Raw genomic sequence first — 21627 nt, forward strand, 5'->3', positions numbered from 1 at the left:
GACGCTCAGCGGGACGCGAGCGCGTCGGCGACCGTCTTCGGCACGTAGGGCGTGACGTCACCGCCGAGGGACGACACCTGGCGGATCAGCGAGCTCGACACGTGCGCCCGCGACGCCTCGGGCAGCAGGAACACCGTCTCGACGTCGGCCAGGTGGCGGTTCATGATGGCCATCGGGGTCTCGTACGCGACGTCCTCGCCGGACCGCACGCCCTTCACCAGGACCTTCGCCCCGACCTGCCGGCAGTAGTCGACCAGCAGCCCGGACGTCCACTCGCCGACCGTGACCGTCTCCGGCGCGCCGACCTCGACCAGCGAGTCCTTGATGAGCCGAACCCGGTCGACCGCCTCGAACATCGCCGGCTTCTTGTCGGGGTTGTGCACCACGAGGACGTGCACCTCGTCGAAGAGCCCGGCCGCGCGGCCGATGACGTCGAGGTGCCCGAGGGTGACGGGGTCGAAGGAACCGGGGACCACCGCGATCTGCGCCATGGCAGCGACGATACCGCCCGCGACGCTGTGCCCCCGGGTCAGTTCTTGCCGAGGAACGCCGCGTCGGACTCGTCGAGACGCCGGGCGAGGGCGTCGCGGAGAGCCGGGGACCCCTCGAGCTCGGGATCGGGTTCGAGCACGCGCTCCGCTTCTTCCCGCGCGTCGACGATGAGGTCGGCGTGCTCGACCACCCGGAGCAGGTTGAGCGAGGACCGCCCACCGGACTGCCGTTCGCCCAGGACGTCGCCCTCACGCCGGAGCTCGAGGTCGACCCGGGCGAGCTCGAACCCGTCGTCCGAGGCGGCCACGGCGTCGACACGCTCGCGCGAGGTCGTCTCGAGCTCGGCGGAGGTGACCAGCAGGCAGACACCGGCCCACTGCCCACGGCCGATGCGGCCGCGGAGCTGGTGGAGCTGCGAGACACCGAACCGGTCAGCGTCGAGGACGGCCATCATCGCCGCGTTCGGGACGTCGACGCCAACCTCGATCACGGTCGTGGCCACGACCACGTCGAGGTCACCGGCGGCGAAGGACGTCATCACGCGGTCCTTCTCGTCGGCGGTCATCCGGCCGTGCAGGACCGCGATCGAGCGCCCTTCGAGCACGGGCATGGTGCGCATCCGTTCGGCGGTGGCGAGCACGGTCGCCGGGGCACGTTTCGGGGCGTCGTCCTCGCCCTCGGCTGGCTCCGGCTCGCCGTCGTCCTCGGTGTGGGCGTCGTCGATGGCAGGGCAGACGACGAACGCCTGGCGACCCTTGGCGAGTTCTTCGGCCATGCGGGACCAGATCCGGGGTTCCCACCCGGGGTGCTCCGCCAGCGGGACCGTGAAGGTCTCGACGCCGGCGCGCCCCGACGGCATGCCCGTGATGGTCGAGACGTCGAGGTCGCCGAACACCGTCATCGCAACCGTGCGCGGGATCGGCGTCGCGGTGAGCACGAGCACGTGCGGCGGGGTCGTGCCCTTGGTGCGGAGGGCCTCGCGCTGCTCGACGCCGAAGCGGTGCTGCTCGTCGACCACCACGAGCCCCAGCTCGGCGAAGTCCACCCTGTCCCCTAGGAGCGCGTGGGTGCCGACGACCAGCCGTGAGCTGCCCGACACCGCGGCGAGCAGGGCCCGGCGACGTTCGTCGGTGGACTGTGACCCGGTCAGGATCACCGGGCGGAGCTCGGCGGCGAGGTCCGGCCCGAGGAACTTCACGATGGAGCGCAGGTGCTGGGCCGCCAGCACCTCGGTCGGAGCGATGAGCGCGGACTGGCCGCCGGACTCGGCCACCGTGAGCATCGCCCGGATCGCCACGAGGGTCTTGCCGGACCCGACCTCGCCCTGGATCAGCCGGTGCATGGGCCAGGTGCGGGCGAGGTCCTGGTCGATGTCGGCACCGACGGCCCGCTGGTCGTCCGTCAACGTGAAGGGCAGGGTGGCGTCGAAGCGCTCGAGGATGCCACCAGGGGCGGCGACGCGCGGGGTGGCCGCGGTGCGACGGGCCGCGATCCGGCGCTGCACCAGGGCGGTCTGCAGCACGAACGCCTCGCGGTAGCGCAGGGCGTCCCGCGCGCGCTTGAAGTCCGCGACCTTCTCGGGGCGGTGCAGCAGCTCGAGGGCACGGCGGAACGGCACGAGGTCGAGCCGGGACCGCGCGGACGCCGGCACCGGGTCGGGCAGGTCCGGCAGGGTGTCGAGGACGATCCCGATGGACTTCGCGATCTGCCACGAGGTGAGCGAGGCCGTCGCCGGGTAGATCGGGATCGGCTGGCGCGACCACCGGATCGCTTCGTCGGAACCGGGCTCGGCCGTGGCGCGGGGGTCGTCGGGGTCGAACAGCTCGTAGTCGGGGTGGGCGAGCTGCCGGGCGCCCCGGTAGTCGCTGACCTTGCCGGAGAAGATGCCCCGGGCGCCGGGGACGAGGTCCTTCGTGCGCCACCCCTGGTTGAAGAACGTGAGGGTGAGCAGGCCCTTGCCGTCGCCGATCTTCGCTTCGAGGATCGAGCCGCGGCGCGCGCGCATGGTGCGTTCACGGACGTCGACCACCTCGGCCACGATGGTGACCGGTTCGCCGATCGCGAGCGAGTCGAGGGCCGTCAGTGCACCACGCTCGGCGTAGCGGCGGGGTGCGTGCTCGAGGAACTCCCCCACCGTGCGGTAGCCGAAGGCCTTCTCGATCGCGGTCGCCGTCCGACCGCCGAGCACGTTCGCGAGCCGCGCGTCGAGCGGCGCCGGACCGAGGTCGGGCGCGGCCGGCGCAGCGGGGGTTCCGGAGGTGACCACGCTCCAACGGTACCGGGCACGACCGACCCCACCCGTGCCTCCCGAGCGGCCTGTGGAGAACACCGGACCGGACCCGTCGGGCCGATACGGTGGCTGCATGACCCGCATCATCGCCGGCGCCGCCGGCTCCCTGACGCTCCGGGTGCCGAAGTCCGGCACCCGCCCGACGAGCGACCGCGTGCGCGAGGCGCTGTTCTCGTCGCTCGAGGCACGGGGGCTCGTCGAGGCCACGTCGGTGGCCGACCTGTACGCGGGGACGGGCGCGCTCGGGCTCGAGGCGGCGTCCCGCGGTGCGGCCGAGGTGGTCCTGGTCGACCGGGCGTCCGCCGCTGCGCAGGCCTGCCGGGCGAACGCGAAGGCCGTGCAGCAGCGGGTGCCGGGCGTCCGGATCGACGTGCAGCCGCAGCCGGTGCTGGGGTACCTGCGCGGAACCGTCCGCACCTTCGACCTGGTGTTCATCGACCCGCCCTACGACGTCACCGAGCACGAGCTCGCCGAGGTGCTCGAGGCCCTGTCGCCGAAGCTGACGCCCGATGCCGTCGTCGTGGTGGAGCGGAGCAAGCGCTCCCCCGAGCCCACCTGGCCGGCGGGGCTCGCGCCGTTCAGCAAGCGCAGCTACGGCGAGACCGTCGCGTGGGAGGCCGTCGCCGCCGGCTGAGGCGTTCTGCGCGTGTGCACGCGCTCTGCGACAGTGCACCTGTCGAACGACTCGTGTTCTGTCGCCACCCGGTGGTGCACCGACCGGGCCGGGTCAGCCGGCGGCGCCGTCCCAGTCGGCGTAGGGGTCCCAGCCGGACGTCGGCACCGCGGCACCGGCGCGCAGCAGGTCCGCGTCACCGCGCTCCCGCACGACACCGATGCGCCGGAAGCCCCCGGGCAGAGCCGTGCCTGCCGGGAACGTGGCGAGCAGTCCGTGGTCTTCGCCGCCGTGCAGTGCGACCTCGTCGAGGTCGGCGGCGGCATCGAGTTCGAGCGTCACCCGGCTGGCACGGGCGAGCCGACCGGCGTCGATCGCCAGGCCGTCGGACAGGTCGAGCATCGCGGTGGCCCCGGCCCCGGCCGCGAGCGGCCCGTCGGCGATCGGGGGCACCGGGCGGCGCTGGCGTCCCACGTCGGGGTCGACGTCCGCGCCGCTCGCGAGCGTCGCGGCACGGTCCGGCTCGCCCCGGCCGTCGACGCCCTCGCGGAACAGCCGGGACAGCCCACGGGCGGCACGTCCGAGCTCGCCGGACACCGCGAGCACGTCACCGACGCTCGCGCCCGACCGGAGCACGGGCGCGCGACCCAGCAGGTCACCGAAGGCGGTGACGGCCACCGTGAACGTCGCCGAGGTGGACAGGTCTCCCCCGACGACCCCGCACCCTGGCGCGAGTGCGTCGACGGCGAGCCGGAAGCCGTCGGCGATGCCCTCGAGGACGGCCACGGGGGTGTCCTGCGGTGCGGCGAGGGCGATCACGAGGCCGCTCGGAACGGCACCCATCGCGGCGACGTCCGAGAGGTTCGTGGCGGCCGCCTTCCAGCCGATGTCCGTCGGCGACGACCACGCCCACCGGAAGTCCGGACCGTGCACCATCATGTCCGTCGTCACGACGAAGCGGCCGTCCGGAGCGGCGACGACGGCGCAGTCGTCACCGGGGCCGAGGATCGGCGTGCCCGCGGGCAGACGGCTCGTGATCCGGTCGAGGACGACGAGTTCGCCGAGCTCCCCCACCGTCGGTCCGGCCCAGGCGTCGTCCGTCGCATCCACACGAGAACGGTAGCCTGGACGGCGATGGACACCGCGCGCCGCACCCCTCGGACCCTCGCGATCGTGGGGGCCGTGATCACCCTCGCCGCCGGGCTGACCGGGTGCACGAACGCCGTGTCGATGTCCGCCGCCCCGTCGGCCAACGCAGCGGCGTGCGCGGCCGTGCAGGTCCGACTGCCCGCGACCGTGGACTCGAAGTTCGACCTGCGGAACACGAACGCGCAGGCGACCGCTGCCTGGGGTGACCCCGAGGTGGCGATCTACCACTGCGGTGTCGCCGTCCCCACCGTGTCCGACCTGCCGTGCTTCTCGCAGGGCGGCGTCGACTGGATCCGCGACGACCGCGGCGACCAGGTCGTCTACACGACGTTCGGTCGGTCACCGGCCGTGCAGGTCGTGGTCGACTCGACGAAGACCACGTCATCGGTCGTGCAGGAGCTGTCCGACGCCGTGTCGTCACTGCCCAAGGACGGACACGAGTGCCTCGACCCCGCCGACGTGCAGGGCTGACCGAACTGGTCAGCGGACGGCGGCTCGACCCAGCTCGATGAGCTCCGTGATCAGCTCGCCGTAGGACACGCCCGACGCCGCCCAGCAGCGCGGGTACATCGACAGCGGGGTGAAGCCCGGCATCGTGTTGACCTCGTTCACGACGAAGCCGTCGTCGGTCAGGAAGCAGTCGACACGGGCGAGCCCCGTACCACCGATGGCCTCGAACGCGCGGGCACCGATGGAGCGGATCTCGTCGGTCTCGTCGTCGGTCAGCGGTGCCGGGCAGAGCAGCGACTCGTCGCCGCCCAGGTACTTCGACGCGAAGTCGTAGAAGCCGTCCTCGGCCACCACGATCTCGCCTGGCAGGCTCGTGCGCGGCACACCGTCACGACCCTCGAGCACGGCGACCTCGACCTCGCGGCCGATCACACGGGGCTCGACGATCACCTTGGAGTCGTGCTCGAACGCCAGGTCCATGGCGGCACCCAGCTGCGAGGGCTCGTCGACGCGCGAGACGCCCATGCTCGACCCGGCGCGGGCCGGCTTGACGAACAGCGGCCAGCCGTGCGCGGCGATCGTCTCGGCGACGTCCACGGGGTCGGCCGCCCACTGCCGGCGGAGCACCGTGGTCCACGGTGCGACCCGGAGCCCGGCGTGCTCGAGCACGGCCTTCGCGACGTGCTTGTCCATCGCCAGGGCGCTCGCGAGCACGCCGTCGCCGACGTACGGCAGCCCGGCGATCTCGAGCAGGCCCTGGATCGTGCCGTCCTCGCCGAACGGGCCGTGCAGGATCGGGAACACCACGTCGACCGGGATCGCGGTGACGGTGCCGTCGGGGTGGGACACGACGAGTTCGTTGGTGGCCGGCGAGGTCGGGAACGCGATCCGCGTGCCGTTGTCGGGCACGGTTGGCAGCGCACCGTCGCGGATGGTCCACTGCGCCGGGTCGTCCGACTGCAGCGTGAAGGCCCCGTCCTGGGTGATCCCGATCGGCACGAGGTCGTACTCGGCCCGGTCGACGACGTCCATGATGCCGCCGGCGGTCACGCAGCTGATCTCGTGCTCGCTCGAGCGACCTCCGAAGAGCACGGCGACGGTGGTCCTGGGCATGGGGGTTCCCTCGGGGATCGTGGGCACGGGAGTCCCTTCGTGACTCGGTGCGGGACCGGTCACTCGCCCTGCGGCTCGTCGGTCTCGGTGAGGTGCGGCGCGATGTTGCGCGGATCGAGCCTACCGGCGAGGACCTCGCCGACCTGGCTGACGATGGGCATGTCGACGCCGTTCGCCGCGGCCAGTTCGAGGATCGGGGCGACCGAGGCCAGCCCCTCCGCCGTCTGGTTCATCTGGCGGACGACCTCGTCGAACCGGTAGCCCTGGCCGAGCAACCGCCCGGCGGTGTTGTTCCGCGACAGCGGTGACTGGCACGTGGCGATGAGGTCGCCGAGGCCCGCGAGCCCGGACAGCGTGGACGACTGCGCGCCGAGCGACACCGCGAAGTCGGTCATCTCGGCGAGGCCGCGCGTGATGATCGAGGCCTTGGTGTTCTCGCCGTAGCCGACCCCGTCGACGATGCCGATCGCGACGGCGATGAGGTTCTTCAGCACGCCGCCGAACTCGGTGCCGATGACGTCGGTGTTGATGAACGACCGGAAGTACGGGTTCGTCGCGACGGCGGCGACGTCGGTGGCGGTCTCCAGCGACGACGACGACACCACGGCGGCGGTCGGCTGCCGACGGGCGATCTCGAGCGCCAGGTTCGGGCCGCTGGCCACCGCGATGCGGTCCTGGTCGATGCCGAGGCCCTGCAGCAGGACCTCGCTCATCCGCAGTCCCGTGCTCTTCTCGACGCCCTTCATCAGGCTGACGACCGGCACGTCGGCCGGCAGCAGCTCGCGGATCGCGGCGAGGTTGGAGCGCAAGGTCTGCGAGGGCACCGAGACGTACACCTGCGAGGCGCCGTCGAGCACGCGCTCGAGCGACGTCGAGGCGGTCAGGGTGCGGGGCAGGTTGATGCCGGGCAGGTAGTCCGAGTTGCGCTTGGTCTCGGTGATCTCGCGGGCGACCTCAGGGCGTCGGGCCCACACCACGGTGGACGCACCACCCTCGGCCAGCACCTTCGCGAACGTGGTCCCCCAGCTGCCGGCACCGATCACGGCCACCCGGGGCTTGTCGGTCGACTGCATGACCACCCGGATCGCGGCGGTGTCGAAGGCCCCCGGAGCCGCGGCGGCGGGGTCGGGTCGGTCGTCGTGGGGTCGGAGGTCACTCAAACCGGCCGGTCTCCTTCTGGTTGTTCGCCGCCGGGTCCCAGCGGGTCGCGGGTGCCCGTTCGCCACGGAGCACCTCGAGCAGCGCGGTGATCTCGCGCATGACGAGTTCGGTGGCCTCGCCGAGCATCTGCTGGTCGATCTGCCGACCGCGGTACGCCGACAGGTCGACCGGGTCACCGATGATGACGTCGACGCGGGACGGCGGGAACAGCCGGAGCTTCTTGCCGTACCTGGCCATGATGTTCTGCGTGCCCCAGTGGGCCATCGGGATGAGCGGCACGTCGTTCTCGAGCGCGATCCGCACCGCACCCGTCTTGCCGCGCATCGGCCACAGGTCGGGGTCGCGGGTGAGCGTGCCCTCGGGGTAGACGATGATCGCCCCGCCCTGCTCGACCAGGGACCGGCCGCCACCGAGCGGGTCGCTCAGGCGCGTCCGGCCGGAGCGTTCGACCGGGATCTGCCCCATGCCGGACATGAGCTTGCCGACCACGGGGACCTTGAACAGCGACGCCTTCGCGAGGAACCGCGGCGCCCGCTTCGAGATGTACACGGCGGTGCCCACGACCAGGGGGTCGATGTTCGTGAAGTGGTTCGGTGCGAGCACGAACGCGCCCTCCGCCGGCAGGCGGTTCGGGCCGTGCCAGTGGTAGCGCGCCGAGAACCGGAACGTCGGGATGACGATCGAGGCGACGATCCGGAACGCGGTGTTCAGCTCACCGCGGCGCCACCGGCGCCCACGCACGGGGAGACCGGTCGCGACCTGCGCGTCGGAGCCGCCACGGGCCTCCAGACCGTCGCCTTTTCCTTCTGCCGGCACTGTGCCTACCCAGCGAAGTCGAAGTCGGCGCCGAGCTTGCGCAGCTTCGGGATGAAGTGCTCGTAGCCGCGGCTGATGATGCCGACGTTGGTGATGTGCGACTCGCCGTCGGCGGTCAGCGCCGCGATGAGGTGGCTGAACCCGCCGCGCAGGTCGGGGACGCGGACGTTGGCGGCGTGCAGCTTCGTCGGACCGGTGATGACGGCGGCCTGCTCGAACGGGCGGCGGGCGACACGGCGGTCGTGGCCGGGCAGCCCCTCCTTGTGCACGACGATGTCGGCACCCATCTCGTTCAGTGCGTCGGTGAAGCCGAAGCGGTTCTCGTAGACGGTCTCGTGCACGATGCTCTGGCCGTCGGCCTGGGTCAGCGCGACGATGAGCGGCTGCTGCCAGTCCGTCATGAAGCCGGGGTGCACGTCGGTCTCGATGACGACGGGCTTCAGGGTGTCCAGCTCGCGGTAGAACCGGATGCCGTCCTCCTGGATGTCGAACCCGCCGCCGACCTTGCGGAAGACGTTGAGGAACGTCATGAGCTCCTGCTGGTTCGCGCCCTCGACGAAGATGTCGCCGTTGGTGGCGAGCGCGGCGGAGGCCCAGCTCGCGGCCTCGTTGCGGTCGTTGATCGCGCGGTGCGTGTAGCCGCGGAGCGACTCGACGCCCTCGATGAAGATGACGCGGTTCGGCTCGACCGAGACGATGGCGCCCATCTTCTGCAGGATCGCGATGAGGTCCATGATCTCGGGCTCGATCGCGGCGTTCCGCAGCTCCGTGACGCCCTTGGCGAGGGTCGCCGAGAGCAGGACCTGCTCGGTCGCGCCGACGCTCGGGTACGGCAGCTCGATCGAGGCGCCCTTCAGGCCGTCCGGGGCCGTCAGGTGGATGCCGTTGACCTGCTTGTCGACGACCGCACCCATGGCGCGCAGGGCGTCGAGGTGGAAGTCGATCGGGCGGTCGCCGATGCGGCAGCCGCCGAGGTCGGGGATGAACGCCTCGCCGAGCTTGTGCAGCAGCGGACCGCAGAACAGGATCGGGATGCGGCTCGAACCGGCGTGCGCGTCGATCTCGGCGAAGTGCGCCGACTCGACCCGCGACGGGTCGAGGATGAGTTCGCCTCGTGCAGGATCGGTGATGCGCACGCCGTGCACCTCGAGCAGCCCGCGGACCACCTTGACGTCGGAGATGTCCGGCACGTCACGGAGGATCGACGGGGTGTCACCGAGCAGCGACGCCACCATGGCCTTGGTCGCGAGGTTCTTCGCCCCACGGACCTCGATGCGCCCCACGAGCGGCTTGCCCCCGCGGATGACGATCTCGTCCGACTTGAGGCCCACGCGCGCCCCTGCGGCCGCTGCGTCCTGTACGAGAGAGTTCACTACTTCACCGGCAATGTCTTCGGCCGCCAACTGGAGCGGCGGGATTCGAACTCCGTGATCGAGGTCTCGTCACGGAGGGTGAGCCCGATGTCGTCGAGCCCTTCCATCAACCGCCAACGAGTGTAAGCGTCGATCTCGAAGGGGACGTCCACATCCCCCAGCGACACGCGCTGCGTCTCGAGGTCGACCGTCGCTTCGATGCCCGGGTTCGCCTCGATGACGGCCCACAGCCGCTCGACCTCCGGTTCGGTCACGATCGCGGTGACCAGGCCCTGCTTGCCGGCGTTGCCCCGGAAGATGTCCGCGAACCGGGGCGAGATCACGACCGAGAAGCCGAAGTCACGGAGCGCCCAGACGGCGTGCTCGCGGGACGACCCGGTGCCGAAGTCGGGGCCGGCGATCAGGACGCGGGCGCCCTGGTAGCGCTCCTGGTTCAGGACGAAGTCGGGGTCCTGACGCCATCCGGAGAACAGGGCGTCCTCGAAGCCGGTCTTCGTCACGCGCTTCAGGTAGACCGCGGGGATGATCTGGTCGGTGTCGACGTTCGACCGCTTGAGCGGCGCGGCGATGCCGGTGACGGTGGTGATCTTGTCCATCAGAAGGTCCCCTCGGTGGCGGTGGCGGACGTCGCCGCCGCGATCTCGTCGTCGGTCTCCAGGTCCCACGGGCTGGACAGCGTGCCGCGCACCGCGGTGGCCGCGGCGACGAGCGGCGACACCAGGTGTGTGCGGCCGCCCTTGCCCTGGCGGCCCTCGAAGTTGCGGTTCGAGGTGCTCGCGCAGCGCTCCCCCGGAGCCAGCTGGTCCGGGTTCATGCCGAGGCACATCGAGCAGCCGGCGAACCGCCACTCGGCGCCGAACTCCTTCATGACGACGTCGAGCCCCTCAGCCTCGGCCTCGAGCCGGACGCGCGCGGAGCCCGGAACCACCATGACCCGAACACCCGGCGCCTTCTGCCGGCCCTTGATGATCGACGCGAAGGCCCGCAGGTCCTCGATGCGCGAGTTCGTGCAGGAGCCCATGAACACCGCGTCGACGGCGATGTCCTTCATCGGGGTACCGGCGGTGATGTCCATGTACTCCAGGGCGCGGCGTGCGGCGGCCTGGTCGTTGGGGTCGCTGTAGGCGGCCGGGTCCGGCACGCTCTCGGACAGCGAGACGCCCTGGCCGGGGTTCGTGCCCCAGGTGACGAAGGGCTCGAGCTCGTCCGCGTCGATGAACACCTCGGCGTCGAACACGGCGTCGTCGTCGGTGGCGAGGGTCTCCCAGTACGCGACGGCGTCGTCCCAGTCCTGACCGGTGGGCGCGTGGTCGCGGCCCTGCACGTAGTCGTAGGTGGTCTGGTCGGGGGCGACCATGCCGGCGCGGGCACCGGCTTCGATCGACATGTTGCAGATCGTCATGCGGCCCTCCATCGAGAGCGCACGGATGGCGGAGCCGCGGTACTCGAGCACGTAGCCCTGGCCGCCGCCGGTGCCGATCTTCGCGATGACGGCCAGGATGATGTCCTTCGCCGTCACCCCCGGGCGCAGCGTGCCCTCGACCGTGATCGCCATCGTCTTGAACGGCTTGAGCGGCAGGGTCTGCGTGGCGAGGACGTGCTCGACCTCGGACGTGCCGATGCCGAACGCCATCGCGCCGAAGGCCCCGTGGGTGCTGGTGTGCGAGTCGCCGCAGACGACGGTGATGCCGGGCATGGTCAGGCCGAGCTGCGGACCGACCACGTGGACGATGCCCTGCTCCTTGTCGCCCAGGGAGTGCAGCCGGACGCCGAACTCCTCGCAGTTGCGACGGAGGGTCTCGATCTGGATCCGGCTCGTCGGGTCCGCGATGGGGCGGTCGATGGCGAGCGTCGGGGTGTTGTGGTCCTCGGTCGCGATCGTCAGGTCGAGGCGACGCACCGGTCGCCCGGCCTGCCGCAGGCCGTCGAACGCCTGCGGACTCGTCACCTCGTGCACGAGGTGGAGGTCGATGTAGAGGAGGTCGGGGTTGCCGTCCTCGCCCTTGACCACGACGTGGTCGTCCCACACCTTCTCGGCGAGCGTCTTTCCCATGAGCTCAGCCCTCCTCGTCCTCGTCGTTGCGCCGCGACCGCGGCGTGATCAGGCGACTCTACCATTGGTATACCAACGCGCGGCACCCCGCCCGCCGCGGGTCCGTCACCCCGCCGTCGCACGCCCGTCACCCCGTGGCGACACGGCATGGAGGCCCGTGGCGACTCCCCGACACCTGTCGCGGTGGGAAGATGGTGACGACATGACGACACCTGCGCACTCGACCCGGACCATCAACCTCGAGGGCGCGGCACGCGCCGCGATCGCCGGTGGCGCACCGCTCGCGCTGCTCATCGCCCTCGGCATGCCGGGGTACGCCGCCTTCGCCATGTTCGCCGGGTTCACCGCCATCTTCGGCGCGACCGAGCCCTACCGGCAGCGTGCCGTCACCACCGGTGTCGCGGGCGCACTGCAGGCGCTGTGCATGTTCGCCGGTATCGGTGTCGGGCTCGTCGGGTCGCCGCTCTGGCTGCAGGCCGTTGGTCTCGTCGTCGTCCTGGTGGTCGCGGTCTGCACCCTCTCCACGCTCCGGGCGATCCCCGCGCAGCCGATCTTCCCGGTGTTCGCGTTCGTCGTGTCCGCACTCGTGCCGATGCGCACGGCGGACGTCCCGCTCGTCACGACGATCATCGTCTGCTCGGTGGTCTGGGCCTGGCTGGTCGCGATGTCGGGCGCAGTGCTCCGCCGGGTGCTCCACCCGCACGCCCCGCACCGGTTTCGCCCGCTGGCCGACCGCAAGCACCGCTCGCTCGCGGTCCTGCGCACGCCGGCGCTCTGGGAGACCGTCGCGCTCAACGTCGTCGGGTCACTCGTCGCCGGCGCGGTCGCGGAGTCGATCCCCGGGCTCGGGCACCCGTACTGGGCGGTCATCGCGGTGGTGTCGACCCTGCCGGCGATCCGCCAGCGGCACACCGTGGTCCGCGCCGGGCAGCGTGTGGTCGGCACGATCGGCGGCACCGTGATCGCGGTCGGCATCCTGCTGCTCGAGCCGTCGGCGTGGTGGATCGTCGTGCTGGCCGTCGTCGGGCAGTTCTTCGCCGAGATCTTCGTCGCCCGGAACTACGCCGTGTGCCTGCTGTTCCTCACTCCGCTCGCCCTGGCGGTGTCGTGGCTGAGCCTGCCCGAGGCGCCGCAGCTGCTGGCGCTCGACCGCATCGCGCAGACCGTGCTCGGTGCCGTGGTCAGCGTGGGGCTGCTGCTCGTCGGGCGCGCGATCGAGCGCCGGCGCGGCCGTGCCCTGGGTGCGACGAGCGCGATCCGCACCGTCTGACGCGCCTGGTCGAACCGGGCGTACCTCGTCGAACCGGGCGTACCTGGTCGTTCCTTTCGACCTGGAACGCCCGATTCCGTCTGCCATCGCGCGTGACAGGGGAAGGAACGTGCGCGGACGGCGGACGGGAGGCCCGTGGCGGCGCCGCCACGGACCTCCCGTCCGCCGGCGGTCGCGACCACCGCGTCCTGCGAAAGCGACAGATCGCTGCGGGACAACCGCGCGGATCTGTCGCCCTCGCGGACGGGACGGCACCGCTTGCCGCGGGTCTGTCGCTTTCGCGAGCCCGTCCACCCCACCAGCGCGTCAGTCGCGCGGCTGGATGTTCCAGGCGTCGATGACGGGGCGGCCGTGCTCGTAGCCGAGGATGCTGACCGAGGCGGTGCCGAGCTTCAGCACGGCGCCGTCCTGCGGCGCGAGTCGGATCCACGCGGCACCGAGCGCCCGCAGCACGTGGCCGTGGGCGATGAACACGGCATCGTGGCCCTCGGCGAGCACCGGACGGGCACGGTTCAGGATGCGCTCGACGCGGACCCGGACCTCGGCGGCGTTCTCCCCGGGGGTGTCGCCGGCGGGGACGCCGTCGGTCCAGAGGTCCCACGGACCGTGGCGCAGCACCTTGATCTGCGGGGTGGTGAGGCCCTCGTACGCCCCGTAGTCCCACTCGTACAGGTCCTCGTCGAGCTCCGGCTCGACGCCGATCAGGTGCGCGGTGTCGCGGGCGCGCTGCAGCGGGCTCGACAGCGCCAGCGCGAACGACCGGTCCCCGAGGTACCGGCCCGCGCGCTTCGCCTGCTCGACACCGTTGTCGGTGAGCGGGATGTCGGTGCGGCCGGTGTGCTGCCCGCTCTTCGACCACTCCGTCTCTCCGTGACGGACGAGGACGAGTTCGCCGGGGCGTTCCGAGGTCATGAGTTCCTTCCGATCCAGAGGCCGAGCGCAGCTGCGCCGACCGAGACGACGAGCATCCCGAGGCCGTTCAGGACGGCGAGCCGGGTCTTGCCGGATCGGAGGAGCTGTACGGTCTCGACGCTCGCCGTCGAGAACGTCGTGTACCCACCCATCATGCCCGTCCCGAGCACAGCGACCGTCGAGGCGGGGATGGTGCCGGCCTGCCCGAGGCCCGTCAGGACCCCGAGCACGAGCGATCCGGACACGTTGATGAGCAGGGTCCCGACCGGGAACCCGGCGAACCGGGTACCGGCGACGCGGCCCTTGACGAGCCCGTCGAGCACGAAGCGCAGCGCGGCGCCGGCTCCCCCGCCGACGGCGACCAGGACCAGTTCGAGCGGGCTCATCGGACGTCCTGCAGCGGCTCGGGGCGGGTGCGGGGCCGGGTGGCCGCGGCGACCCACAGACCGAGGACGACCGCGACGAGTCCGAGCACGACCGACAGCAGCGCGTACCCGGTGCCCGCCGTCCAGCGCCCGAGGTCGAGCAGCTGCGCGGTGTCGTCCGCGAGCGTGCTGTAGGTCGTGAAGCCGCCGAGCACGCCGGTGCCGACGAACAGCCGGACCGCGCGACGACGACCGACGTCGGGGCCGCGGCGCACGAGCGCGTCGAGCAGGAACCCGAGGCAGAACGCCCCGACGACGTTGATCCCGAGGATGGTCCAGCTGATCCCGTCGTGCGCGGGGAACGCCGCGGCGAGGAGTGCGCGGACGGCCGTCCCGATCGCGCCGCCGAGAGCGACGAGGGCGACGAGCCTCCAGCGCAGGTGCGGTGGGCGTTCGGCGTGCATCGTGCTCCCGTCGCGAGGCGATCGTTCCCCGGGTGACGGGGACGATCCAGGCTAGCCGAGACGACGAAACCCCCGCCGAGCCGGAGCTGGACGGGGGTTTGCGTGCTGGTGACCCCAGCGGGATTCGAACCCGCGTTACCGCCGTGAGAGGGCAGCGTACTAGGCCGCTATACGATGGGGCCGCGGCTGTTGTCGGACTCGGAGCATGTCACCTGTGGTGACCCCAGCGGGATTCGAACCCGCGTTACCGCCGTGAGAGGGCAGCGTACTAGGCCGCTATACGATGGGGCCGTTCCGACAACTCGACAAGTATTGCACAAGGCTCGCATCCGCACCAAAACGGGGCGTGTCGCCCGGGTGTGCCGCCATGTCGGAGCAGGCATACGGTGGATCGATGACGGCCGACCACGACGCGAGCGCCCGGGCCAGACACGTGAGCGGCGGCCCGTCGGCCACGGTGCGGATCGGCCTGTCCGGGTGGCAGTACGACGGCTGGCGTGGGGACTTCTACCCCGACGGCCTCGCGAAGCGGCGGTGGCTCGAGCACGTGGCGTCGCGGTTCCCGACGGTGGAGCTGAACGGATCCTTCTACTCGCTGCAGCGTCCGGCGCGGTACCGGGCGTGGCGTGCGGCCTCGGGCGGGCATCCGTTCCGGTTCGCGGTCAAGGGCGGCCGGTACGTCACGCACATGCTGCGGCTGCGGAACGTTGAGACCGCGCTGGCGAACTTCTTCGCCTCGGGTCCGCTGGAGCTCGGGGACACCCTCGGGCCGGTGCTCTGGCAGCTGCCCGAGCGCCTGCTGCCGACGCCGGAGGTGCTCGACGCGTTCCTCGGGCTGCTCCCCCGGACGCACGGCGCGGCCGCCGAACTCGCACGCCACCACGACGACAAGGTCCCCGCCGAACCGGACGGACTCGCGGTGCCCGAGGAACCGGCGTGGTCGATCCACCACGCGCTCGAGGTCCGGGCAGCCGGCTTCGGCGACGAGCACCTCGACGTGCTCGGCCGGCACCGCGTCGCCCTCGTCGACTCGCACGCCGGCGACTTCCCCCGCTTCCGGGCGGACACCGGGGCGCCGCTCGCGTACCTCCGGTTGCACGGCGCGCCCCGGACCTACCACGACGGGTACTCGCCCCAGGCGCTCGGCGGTTGGGCGACGACGGTCCTCGAGCACGCCGAGGCCGGCCGGGACGTCTACGTGTACTTCGACAACGACGCCGAGCGGCACGCTCCGTGGGACGCCCTGGCGCTCGACCGCCTGGTCGCGGCGCGACTGCGCCGGCGGGCGCCCGACCGGTGAGCAGCAGAAGCCGGGTGCGTGGACGCGACCCGTCGCGTTCTGCTCACTCGGTGACGGACAGGAGGCCCGTGGCGGCGCCGCCACGGGCCTCCAGGCCGCGCAGCGCAGCGCAGCCCTAGAGCGTCAGCGACTCCCCCGGACGCAGCACGACGAGCGACCCGGCGGGCTCGACGGCCTCGCGGAGCCGGCCCGTGTGCATGCCGAGGCCGACCTCGGACAGGGTGGCCTCGTGGATCGGGTACGCCCGGGACGGCGCGATCGCGGCGACGTAGTCCATCATCTCGGCGACCTTGAGCCACGGCGCCCCGACGGGTGCCGCGAGGACCTCGACCGGGACGCCCGGGTCCGTGTAGGAGTCGCCCGGGTGGAACAGCCGGCCGTTCACGAGCACGCCGGTGTTGTCGACGATCGGCACCGAGGCGTGGATCAGCTGGTGCCGCGTGCCGTGGAAGGTGAGCGTGAAGGGGCCGACCTTCCGGTGGTCACCGTCCGTGACGACGTCCACCGTGACACCCGCCTCGGCGAGCGCCGCGCGGACGCCCTCCGGTCCGATGACGACCGCACGGGGGTTGGCGTCGAGGATGCGCCGGACCTGCTCGGCGGTGACGTGGTCCGGGTGCTCGTGTGTGACGACGACGGCGACGACCCCGGTCGCGTCGACCGGTCGGGTGAAGTCCCCCGGGTCGAGGACCAGGCGGGCGTCCCCCTCGGTGATGACCTGGCAGGCGTGTTCGAGTTTGGTGACCTCCATGCGGGCGACCCTACGCGGGACCGTGCGGGCGGGGTCCCGTGGTCGCGCGGACGACCAGGTGCGCTGGGGCCGCCGCGATCGGGCCGGCGACACCGCCGTCGACCTCGGCGAGCACCGCCCGTGCAGCGGTGCGTCCCTGGGCCACCGGGTCCTGCGCGACGGTGGTGAGTCCGACGGTCGAGCCGTACTCGTGGCCGTCGATCCCCATCACGGACACGTCCTCGGGGACCGCGAGGCCGGCTCGGCGTGCGGCCAGCAGGACACCGAGGGCCATCTCGTCCGAGGCGCAGAGCACCGCCGTCGGTCGCTCCGACGCCGGCTCGGCGAACAGCACGGCCCCGGCGGCGGTCCCGCCGGCGAACGAGAACCGGCCGTCGAGGGACCACCGTTCCGGCACGGCCTGTCCCGACGACCGCACGGCGTCGAGGAACCCGTCCCGTCGCAGGTGCGGCACGGCGACGTTCATGCCGGCCTCGTCCTGCCCGCCGACGTAGGCGATGCGCCGGTGGCCGAGGCCGTGCAGGTGCTCGACCGCGATCCGGGTGACCTCGCGGTCGTCGACGCCCACGTTCCGCAGGCCCGGTGCCGGGCCGCCGATGACGACCATGGGGTGCCGGCTGAGTTCGAGCTCGGCCCGTTCGGTGGCGTCGAGCACCAGGGAGAGCAGCACGAGGCCGTCGACGCGGTGCCGCAGCATCGAGCGTCGGAACGCCCGGTCGCGGTCGCCGCCCGGGCCGCCGAGGTTGTAGAGGACCAGGTCGTACCCGGCCTGGCGGAGCTCCGCGTCGACGCCGCCGAGCGCCTTGACGTAGAACCAGCGGTCGATGACGGGCACGACCACCCCGACGGCGCGCTGACGCCCGGTGGCGAGGCCGGCCGCCGCCGAACTCGGGACGTACCCGAGTTCGTCGGCGACCCGCTGCACCTGCTCGATCGTGGTGTCGGCCACGTTCGACATGCCGCGGAGTGCCCGCGACACCGTGGACTTCGACAGCCCCGTGACGGTCGCGATCTCCTGGATCCCCATCGGTGCGACCCGGGAGGCCCGTCAGCCGTCCGTGCCGTGCGTCACGTCCGCCGGTGCGTCGGGTCCACCCCGTCGGGCCGCCACCGCGGGCACACCGCGGTCCGCCCGGCGTTGCGGGACCCGTGCGGGGCGCGCCGGCCGTCGTGCAGCCGGTGCGACCTCGTCCCAGCCGGCGTGCTGGTGCACCCGTCCGTCCGCGCCGGGTCGGGGTCGGCGACCGGTGGGGTCGGTGACCGACGTGTGCACCGGGGCGACCGCGGGCGCAGCACCGACGCCCCGGGGCACGGACGCACCCGTGCCGTCCCGCGGTGCGGTCCGGCGGAGGACGGCGACCCGCCACCGGTCCAGGGCGACGACGCCGAGCACGCACACGAGCAGGGTGAGCGCCCAGCCGAGCGCCGGTCGCCCGGTGAGCTCGCAGAACACCGTGACGCCGAGGAACAGGACGCCGAACATCCCGACGAAGCCGATCGACTCCTCGATGTGGGCGGTGGGACGGGTGGGTCCGCGCTGGGCCATGGTCGTCAGCCCTTCACGCCGCCGGCGGTGAGCCCCGCCACGATGCGCCGCTGGAAGATCAGCACGAGGATGACCAGCGGGATCGTGACGATCGTGCCGGCGGCCATCACCGCCGTGTAGGGCTCCTGGTGCGGCTGCGACCCGGCGAACGAGGCGATCGCCACGGTCACCGGCTGTGTCGCGTCGCTCGAGAGCTGCGACGAGATGAGGTACTCGTTCCAACTCGAGATGAACGCCAGGATCGCCGTGGTGAACACCGCGGGCGCCGCGAGCGGCAGGATGATCCGCCGGAACGCCTGCACCCGGGTGCACCCGTCGATGCGGGCTGCCTCTTCGAGGTCCCACGGCATCTCGCGGAAGAACGACGCGAGCGTGTACACGGTCAGCGGCAGCACGAACGAGATGCTCGGCAGGATGAGCGCCTGGTACGACCCCATCCACCCGATGTCGGTGAACAGCTGGAACAGCGGCGAGATGAGGGCGACGCCGGGGAACATCGACGCGGCCAGGATCGCGCCGGCGATGAGCGACTTGCCGCGGAACTCGAGCCGGGCGAGGGCGTACGCCGCCGTGGTGCCGACGAGCAGGGCGATGACGGTCACCGCGACCCCGATGAACACGCTGTTCAGGAGCGCTCGGCCGAGGTGGTTGCCCAGCGCGGTCGAGAACGCGGTCGCGTAGTTGTCGAGGGTCACGTGGGTGAACCACGGGGTGGCGTCGAACGTGTACCCGACCTCGCGGAAGCTCGTGACGACCATCCAGTAGAACGGCAGGAGGCACCACACGGCGATGACGACGGCCTGCACGGCGGTCCGGAGCTTCGGGCCCGTCTCGCGCCGGACCCGCACGTCGGGACGGTCCGTCGCCCGGTCGCGGGTCGCGGCGGTGCGGCGGGGACGATCTGCTGCGAGGGTCACTTGAGTTCACCCTTCTGCTGGGCTGCCTGCGTCTGCACGACGTTCGCGCCGAGGAACCGGACGAAGACGAACGCGACGATGAAGACGATGAGGAACGTGATGGTGGACAGGGCTGATGCGGCGTTGAACCCCTGCCGGATCTGGTCGACGACCAGCACCGACAGCGACACGGTCGCGTTCCCGGAACCACCACCACCGCCGGTCATGATCGCGATGAGGTCGTAGATGCGCAGGGCATCGAGGACACGGAACAGGATGGCGACCATCAGGGCCGGCCGGACGAGGGGGAGCGTGATGAGGAAGAAGCGCTGGAGGGTCGAGGCGCCGTCCATCTTCCCCGCCTCGTAGACGTCCTCGGGGATGAGCTGCAGACCGGCCAGGATGAGCAGCGCCATGAACGGCGTGGTCTTCCAGGTGTCGGCGATGACGATCGCGAACCGTGACGCCCATTCGTCGGAGAACCAGAGGACCTGGTGCCCGATCACGTGGTTGAGCACACCGTTCGCGTCGAAGATGAAGTACCAGAGCTTCGCGGTGACGGCGGTCGGGATCGCCCACGGCACCAGGATCGCGGCACGGACGAGGGCGCGGCCCTTGAAGTTGCGGTTCATGATGATGGCCATCCACAGACCGATGACGGTCTCGAGGATCACGGTCACGAACGTGAAGAAGAACGTGTTCCCGAAGGCGACCCAGAACTGGGAACCGAGGTTGCCGGGCGGGCACGCGACGTCCCCGCACCGCTGGCCGAGCCAGTGCACGTAGTTCGTAACGCCGGCGAACCCGCCCTGCACGAACAGGCCGGTGGCCTTGTCGAGGCCCTGGTCGAGCTGGAACGACTGGATGACCGCGCTGACCACGGGGTACCCGATGACGATCGCGAGGAGCACGATCGTCGGGCCGATGAGGTACACGGCCCATCGGCCGTGCTCGGCGTTGAGTCCGCCCTTGCGCCGTCGGCGCTTCGGTTCCGTGCCCGTCGGGTTGGGGATGGCTGCGGGGATCTCGGTTGCTGCTGACACGTGTCGGCCTCCTTGCCGGGGGTGTCGGAACGCAAGTAGGGGGCGGACGGGAGGCCCGTGGCGGACCCGCCACGGGCCTCCCGTCCATCAAGCGGCGTGCGCCGCTAGCTGCTGGTCGCCGACTTGAGGGCGTCCTGCATGTCCTTCATGGCTTCGTCGACCGACTTCGATCCCTTGAGCGCCGCGTAGGTGTTGTCCTGGATCGCCTTCGTGACGGCCGGGTAGAACGGCGTGACCGGGCGCGGCTCCGCCGACTCGATCGACTTGAGCAGCGTCGGCAGGTAGGGCAGCTGCTTCGTCAGCTCGGGGTCGGTGTACAGGTCACCGACGACCGGGGCGAGCGAGCCCTGGGTCGCGAAGAACTTCTGCGTCTCGTCCGAGGTCAGGAACTCGAGGAAGTCGTGCGCCGTGGCCTTGTGCTTCGAGTACACGCTGATCGCGGCGTTGTGGCCGCCGAGCGTGGAGGCACCGACGCCGTCGGCACCGGGGATCGGCGCGATGCCGAAGGTGTCCTTGACCTTCGACGAGCCGTCGGTCTTGGCGAGGCTGTAGACGTACGGCCAGTTGCGCAGGAACAGGAGCTTGCCGGCTTCGAACGCGGTGCGGCCCTGCTCCTCCTGGTAGGTGATCGCCTCGGCCGGGATGTTCCCGTCCTCGAACGCGTCCACCAGGTTCTGCAGGCCGGCCTTCGCCTTGTCGGTGTCGACGTCGGGCGCACCGTCGCTGCCGAGCACCGAACCGCCGGAGCCGTTGATCGCCTCGGAGGCGTTGACGGTGAGTCCCTCGTACTTCGCGAACTGCCCCGCGTAGCAACCGATGCCGGCGTCCTTCGCGATCTTGCAGTCGTCCATCATCTCCTTCCACGTGGTGGGAGGCGTCTTGACGAGGTCCTTGCGGTAGTAGAGCAGTGCGCCGTCCGAGGTCTGCGGAGCGGCGTAGAGGGTGTCGTTGTAGGTGGCGGTCTTCACTGTCGACGGCAGGAGCTTCGAGGTGTCGAGCTTCATGTCGCCGGTCAGCGGCGTCAGCCAGCTCTTGGCGGCGAACTCGGCGGTCCAGACGACGTCCACGTCGACGACGTCGTAGTTCTCGTCCTTCGCCTGGAAGTGCTGCACGAGGTCGTCGTGCTGCTGGTCGGCCTGGTCGGACTGTTCCTTGAAGGTGACCTTCTCGTCCGGGTGGGCCTTGTTCCACTTCGCGATGAGCGGGCGGACGACGTTCGAGTTGTCCTTGCCCTGCACGTAGGTGATGGGGCCGCGGCTGTCCTGGCCGCTCTTGGCGTCATCCGATCCGGCGCCGGAGCTCCCGCTCGAGCAGCCGGTGAGCACGAGGCCGATGACGGCGACCCCGGCAACGGATGCGAACCGCACCCTGGAGCGTGTTGTCTTCACAGCGTTGTCTCCTCATTGAGATCACCAGGGGGCATCGATCGGGTTCGACGACACTGCCCTGGAGCAGGCGCCGCTGCCTGCTGGTGGAGGAAGCTACGCCCGGTCCGGCGGGAGCGCAACCGGTTGCATCGGTTCCGTGACCTGAGCGTGACCCATGAGGTTCCCGTGGCTTCCTGGGTGAG

General features: G+C 71.3%; 22 protein-coding genes and 2 tRNA genes. 4 read left to right on the plus strand and 20 right to left on the minus strand.

All coding sequences use genetic code 11. The features are described 5' to 3' along the window. Nucleotides 1-5: 5 nt before the first annotated feature. Both coaD and DEJ08_RS11380 read right to left on the minus strand, forming a co-directional pair. A complete protein-coding gene (coaD, locus tag DEJ08_RS11375) occupies nucleotides 6-491 on the minus strand; it encodes a pantetheine-phosphate adenylyltransferase (RefSeq protein ID WP_071405665.1) in 486 nt (161 codons plus the stop codon). A gap of 38 nt (nucleotides 492-529) precedes the next feature. Further along, on the minus strand, nucleotides 530-2758 hold the full coding sequence (locus DEJ08_RS11380; RefSeq protein ID WP_258367095.1) for an ATP-dependent DNA helicase RecG: 2229 nt from the start codon (nucleotides 2756-2758) through the stop codon (nucleotides 530-532). Between the two features lie 97 nt (nucleotides 2759-2855). Between DEJ08_RS11380 and DEJ08_RS11385 the strand changes: the two genes are divergently transcribed. Continuing rightward, nucleotides 2856-3416 (plus strand): RsmD family RNA methyltransferase, encoded by a 561-nt coding sequence (locus DEJ08_RS11385; protein WP_110863961.1) that lies wholly within the window; start codon nucleotides 2856-2858, stop codon nucleotides 3414-3416. Between the two features lie 93 nt (nucleotides 3417-3509). Here the strand turns inward: DEJ08_RS11385 and thiL are convergent, their stop codons facing one another. Then, on the minus strand, nucleotides 3510-4505 hold the full coding sequence (gene thiL, locus DEJ08_RS11390) for a thiamine-phosphate kinase (RefSeq protein WP_111054693.1): 996 nt from the start codon (nucleotides 4503-4505) through the stop codon (nucleotides 3510-3512). 24 nt (nucleotides 4506-4529) lie between these two features. Here thiL and DEJ08_RS11395 point away from each other — a divergent pair, with 24 nt between their 5' ends. Continuing rightward, nucleotides 4530-5015, plus strand: coding sequence for a DUF3515 family protein (locus DEJ08_RS11395; RefSeq protein WP_111023961.1), 486 nt, complete (start codon nucleotides 4530-4532; stop codon nucleotides 5013-5015). Between the two features lie 9 nt (nucleotides 5016-5024). On the opposite strand, the gene DEJ08_RS11400 is transcribed toward DEJ08_RS11395, so the two are convergent. From DEJ08_RS11400 to leuC, 6 genes are all read right to left on the minus strand, one after another. Next, complete coding sequence (locus tag DEJ08_RS11400) at nucleotides 5025-6107, minus strand: D-alanine--D-alanine ligase family protein (RefSeq protein ID WP_111054692.1); 1083 nt, start codon at nucleotides 6105-6107, stop codon at nucleotides 5025-5027. Between the two features lie 59 nt (nucleotides 6108-6166). Next, on the minus strand, nucleotides 6167-7180 hold the full coding sequence (locus tag DEJ08_RS11405; RefSeq protein ID WP_031259730.1) for an NAD(P)H-dependent glycerol-3-phosphate dehydrogenase: 1014 nt from the start codon (nucleotides 7178-7180) through the stop codon (nucleotides 6167-6169). Nucleotides 7181-7259: 79 nt separating this feature from the next. Further along, entirely contained in the window at nucleotides 7260-8009 is a 750-nt protein-coding gene (locus DEJ08_RS11410) for a lysophospholipid acyltransferase family protein (protein ID WP_071405671.1), read from the minus strand. Nucleotides 8010-8089: 80 nt separating this feature from the next. Beyond that, nucleotides 8090-9457 carry a UDP-N-acetylglucosamine 1-carboxyvinyltransferase gene (gene murA / locus DEJ08_RS11415; RefSeq protein ID WP_111023958.1) on the minus strand — a complete coding sequence of 456 codons (1368 nt, stop codon included), beginning with the start codon at nucleotides 9455-9457 and terminating at the stop codon, nucleotides 8090-8092. Continuing rightward, entirely contained in the window at nucleotides 9457-10053 is a 597-nt protein-coding gene (leuD, locus tag DEJ08_RS11420; protein ID WP_111038544.1) for a 3-isopropylmalate dehydratase small subunit, read from the minus strand. Before leuD ends, murA begins: the two co-directional genes overlap by 1 nt. Further along, nucleotides 10053-11510, minus strand: a complete 1458-nt coding sequence (leuC, locus tag DEJ08_RS11425) for a 3-isopropylmalate dehydratase large subunit (protein ID WP_111029137.1) — start codon at nucleotides 11508-11510, stop codon at nucleotides 10053-10055. Before leuC ends, leuD begins: the two co-directional genes overlap by 1 nt. Before the next feature lie 202 nt (nucleotides 11511-11712). On the opposite strand from leuC, the gene DEJ08_RS11430 reads away from it, so the two are divergent. After that, on the plus strand, nucleotides 11713-12780 hold the full coding sequence (locus tag DEJ08_RS11430; RefSeq protein WP_181439004.1) for an FUSC family protein: 1068 nt from the start codon (nucleotides 11713-11715) through the stop codon (nucleotides 12778-12780). A 306-nt stretch (nucleotides 12781-13086) separates the two neighbouring features. Here DEJ08_RS11430 and DEJ08_RS11435 read toward each other — a convergent pair whose 3' ends face one another. From DEJ08_RS11435 to DEJ08_RS11455, 5 genes are all read right to left on the minus strand, one after another. Beyond that, nucleotides 13087-13692, minus strand: a complete 606-nt coding sequence (locus tag DEJ08_RS11435) for a histidine phosphatase family protein (protein ID WP_027465908.1) — start codon at nucleotides 13690-13692, stop codon at nucleotides 13087-13089. Further along, nucleotides 13689-14078 carry a fluoride efflux transporter CrcB gene (gene crcB, locus DEJ08_RS11440; protein ID WP_111054690.1) on the minus strand — a complete coding sequence of 130 codons (390 nt, stop codon included), beginning with the start codon at nucleotides 14076-14078 and terminating at the stop codon, nucleotides 13689-13691. The genes DEJ08_RS11435 and crcB overlap by 4 nt, the downstream gene beginning before the upstream one ends. Further along, on the minus strand, nucleotides 14075-14521 hold the full coding sequence (locus tag DEJ08_RS11445; RefSeq protein WP_111054689.1) for a fluoride efflux transporter FluC: 447 nt from the start codon (nucleotides 14519-14521) through the stop codon (nucleotides 14075-14077). Before DEJ08_RS11445 ends, crcB begins: the two co-directional genes overlap by 4 nt. A gap of 106 nt (nucleotides 14522-14627) precedes the next feature. Continuing rightward, nucleotides 14628-14703 (minus strand) — tRNA-Glu (locus tag DEJ08_RS11450). 33 nt (nucleotides 14704-14736) lie between these two features. After that, nucleotides 14737-14812, minus strand: a tRNA-Glu gene (locus DEJ08_RS11455). Between the two features lie 103 nt (nucleotides 14813-14915). Between DEJ08_RS11455 and DEJ08_RS11460 the strand changes: the two genes are divergently transcribed. Beyond that, nucleotides 14916-15821, plus strand: coding sequence for a DUF72 domain-containing protein (locus tag DEJ08_RS11460; protein WP_111054688.1), 906 nt, complete (start codon nucleotides 14916-14918; stop codon nucleotides 15819-15821). A gap of 115 nt (nucleotides 15822-15936) precedes the next feature. Here DEJ08_RS11460 and DEJ08_RS11465 read toward each other — a convergent pair whose 3' ends face one another. The 6 genes from DEJ08_RS11465 to DEJ08_RS11490 all read right to left on the minus strand — a co-directional run bounded on the left by DEJ08_RS11465 (nucleotide 15937) and on the right by DEJ08_RS11490 (nucleotide 21445). Then, nucleotides 15937-16572: an MBL fold metallo-hydrolase gene (locus DEJ08_RS11465; protein WP_111054687.1), complete on the minus strand. Its 636-nt coding sequence runs from the start codon at nucleotides 16570-16572 to the stop codon at nucleotides 15937-15939. 10 nt (nucleotides 16573-16582) lie between these two features. Further along, nucleotides 16583-17599 carry a LacI family DNA-binding transcriptional regulator gene (locus DEJ08_RS11470; protein WP_111054686.1) on the minus strand — a complete coding sequence of 339 codons (1017 nt, stop codon included), beginning with the start codon at nucleotides 17597-17599 and terminating at the stop codon, nucleotides 16583-16585. A 21-nt stretch (nucleotides 17600-17620) separates the two neighbouring features. Next, complete coding sequence (locus tag DEJ08_RS11475; RefSeq protein ID WP_111054685.1) at nucleotides 17621-18118, minus strand: hypothetical protein; 498 nt, start codon at nucleotides 18116-18118, stop codon at nucleotides 17621-17623. Nucleotides 18119-18123: 5 nt separating this feature from the next. Further along, nucleotides 18124-18966 carry a carbohydrate ABC transporter permease gene (locus DEJ08_RS11480; protein ID WP_071405697.1) on the minus strand — a complete coding sequence of 281 codons (843 nt, stop codon included), beginning with the start codon at nucleotides 18964-18966 and terminating at the stop codon, nucleotides 18124-18126. 65 nt (nucleotides 18967-19031) lie between these two features. Beyond that, on the minus strand, nucleotides 19032-20057 hold the full coding sequence (locus tag DEJ08_RS11485) for a carbohydrate ABC transporter permease (protein ID WP_111054684.1): 1026 nt from the start codon (nucleotides 20055-20057) through the stop codon (nucleotides 19032-19034). A 104-nt stretch (nucleotides 20058-20161) separates the two neighbouring features. After that, entirely contained in the window at nucleotides 20162-21445 is a 1284-nt protein-coding gene (locus tag DEJ08_RS11490) for an ABC transporter substrate-binding protein (protein ID WP_071405683.1), read from the minus strand. Between the last annotated feature and the right edge of the window lie 182 nt (nucleotides 21446-21627).

Source organism: Curtobacterium sp. MCLR17_054, from assembly GCF_003234335.2.
GTDB classification, from domain to species: Bacteria; Actinomycetota; Actinomycetes; order Actinomycetales; family Microbacteriaceae; genus Curtobacterium; species Curtobacterium flaccumfaciens.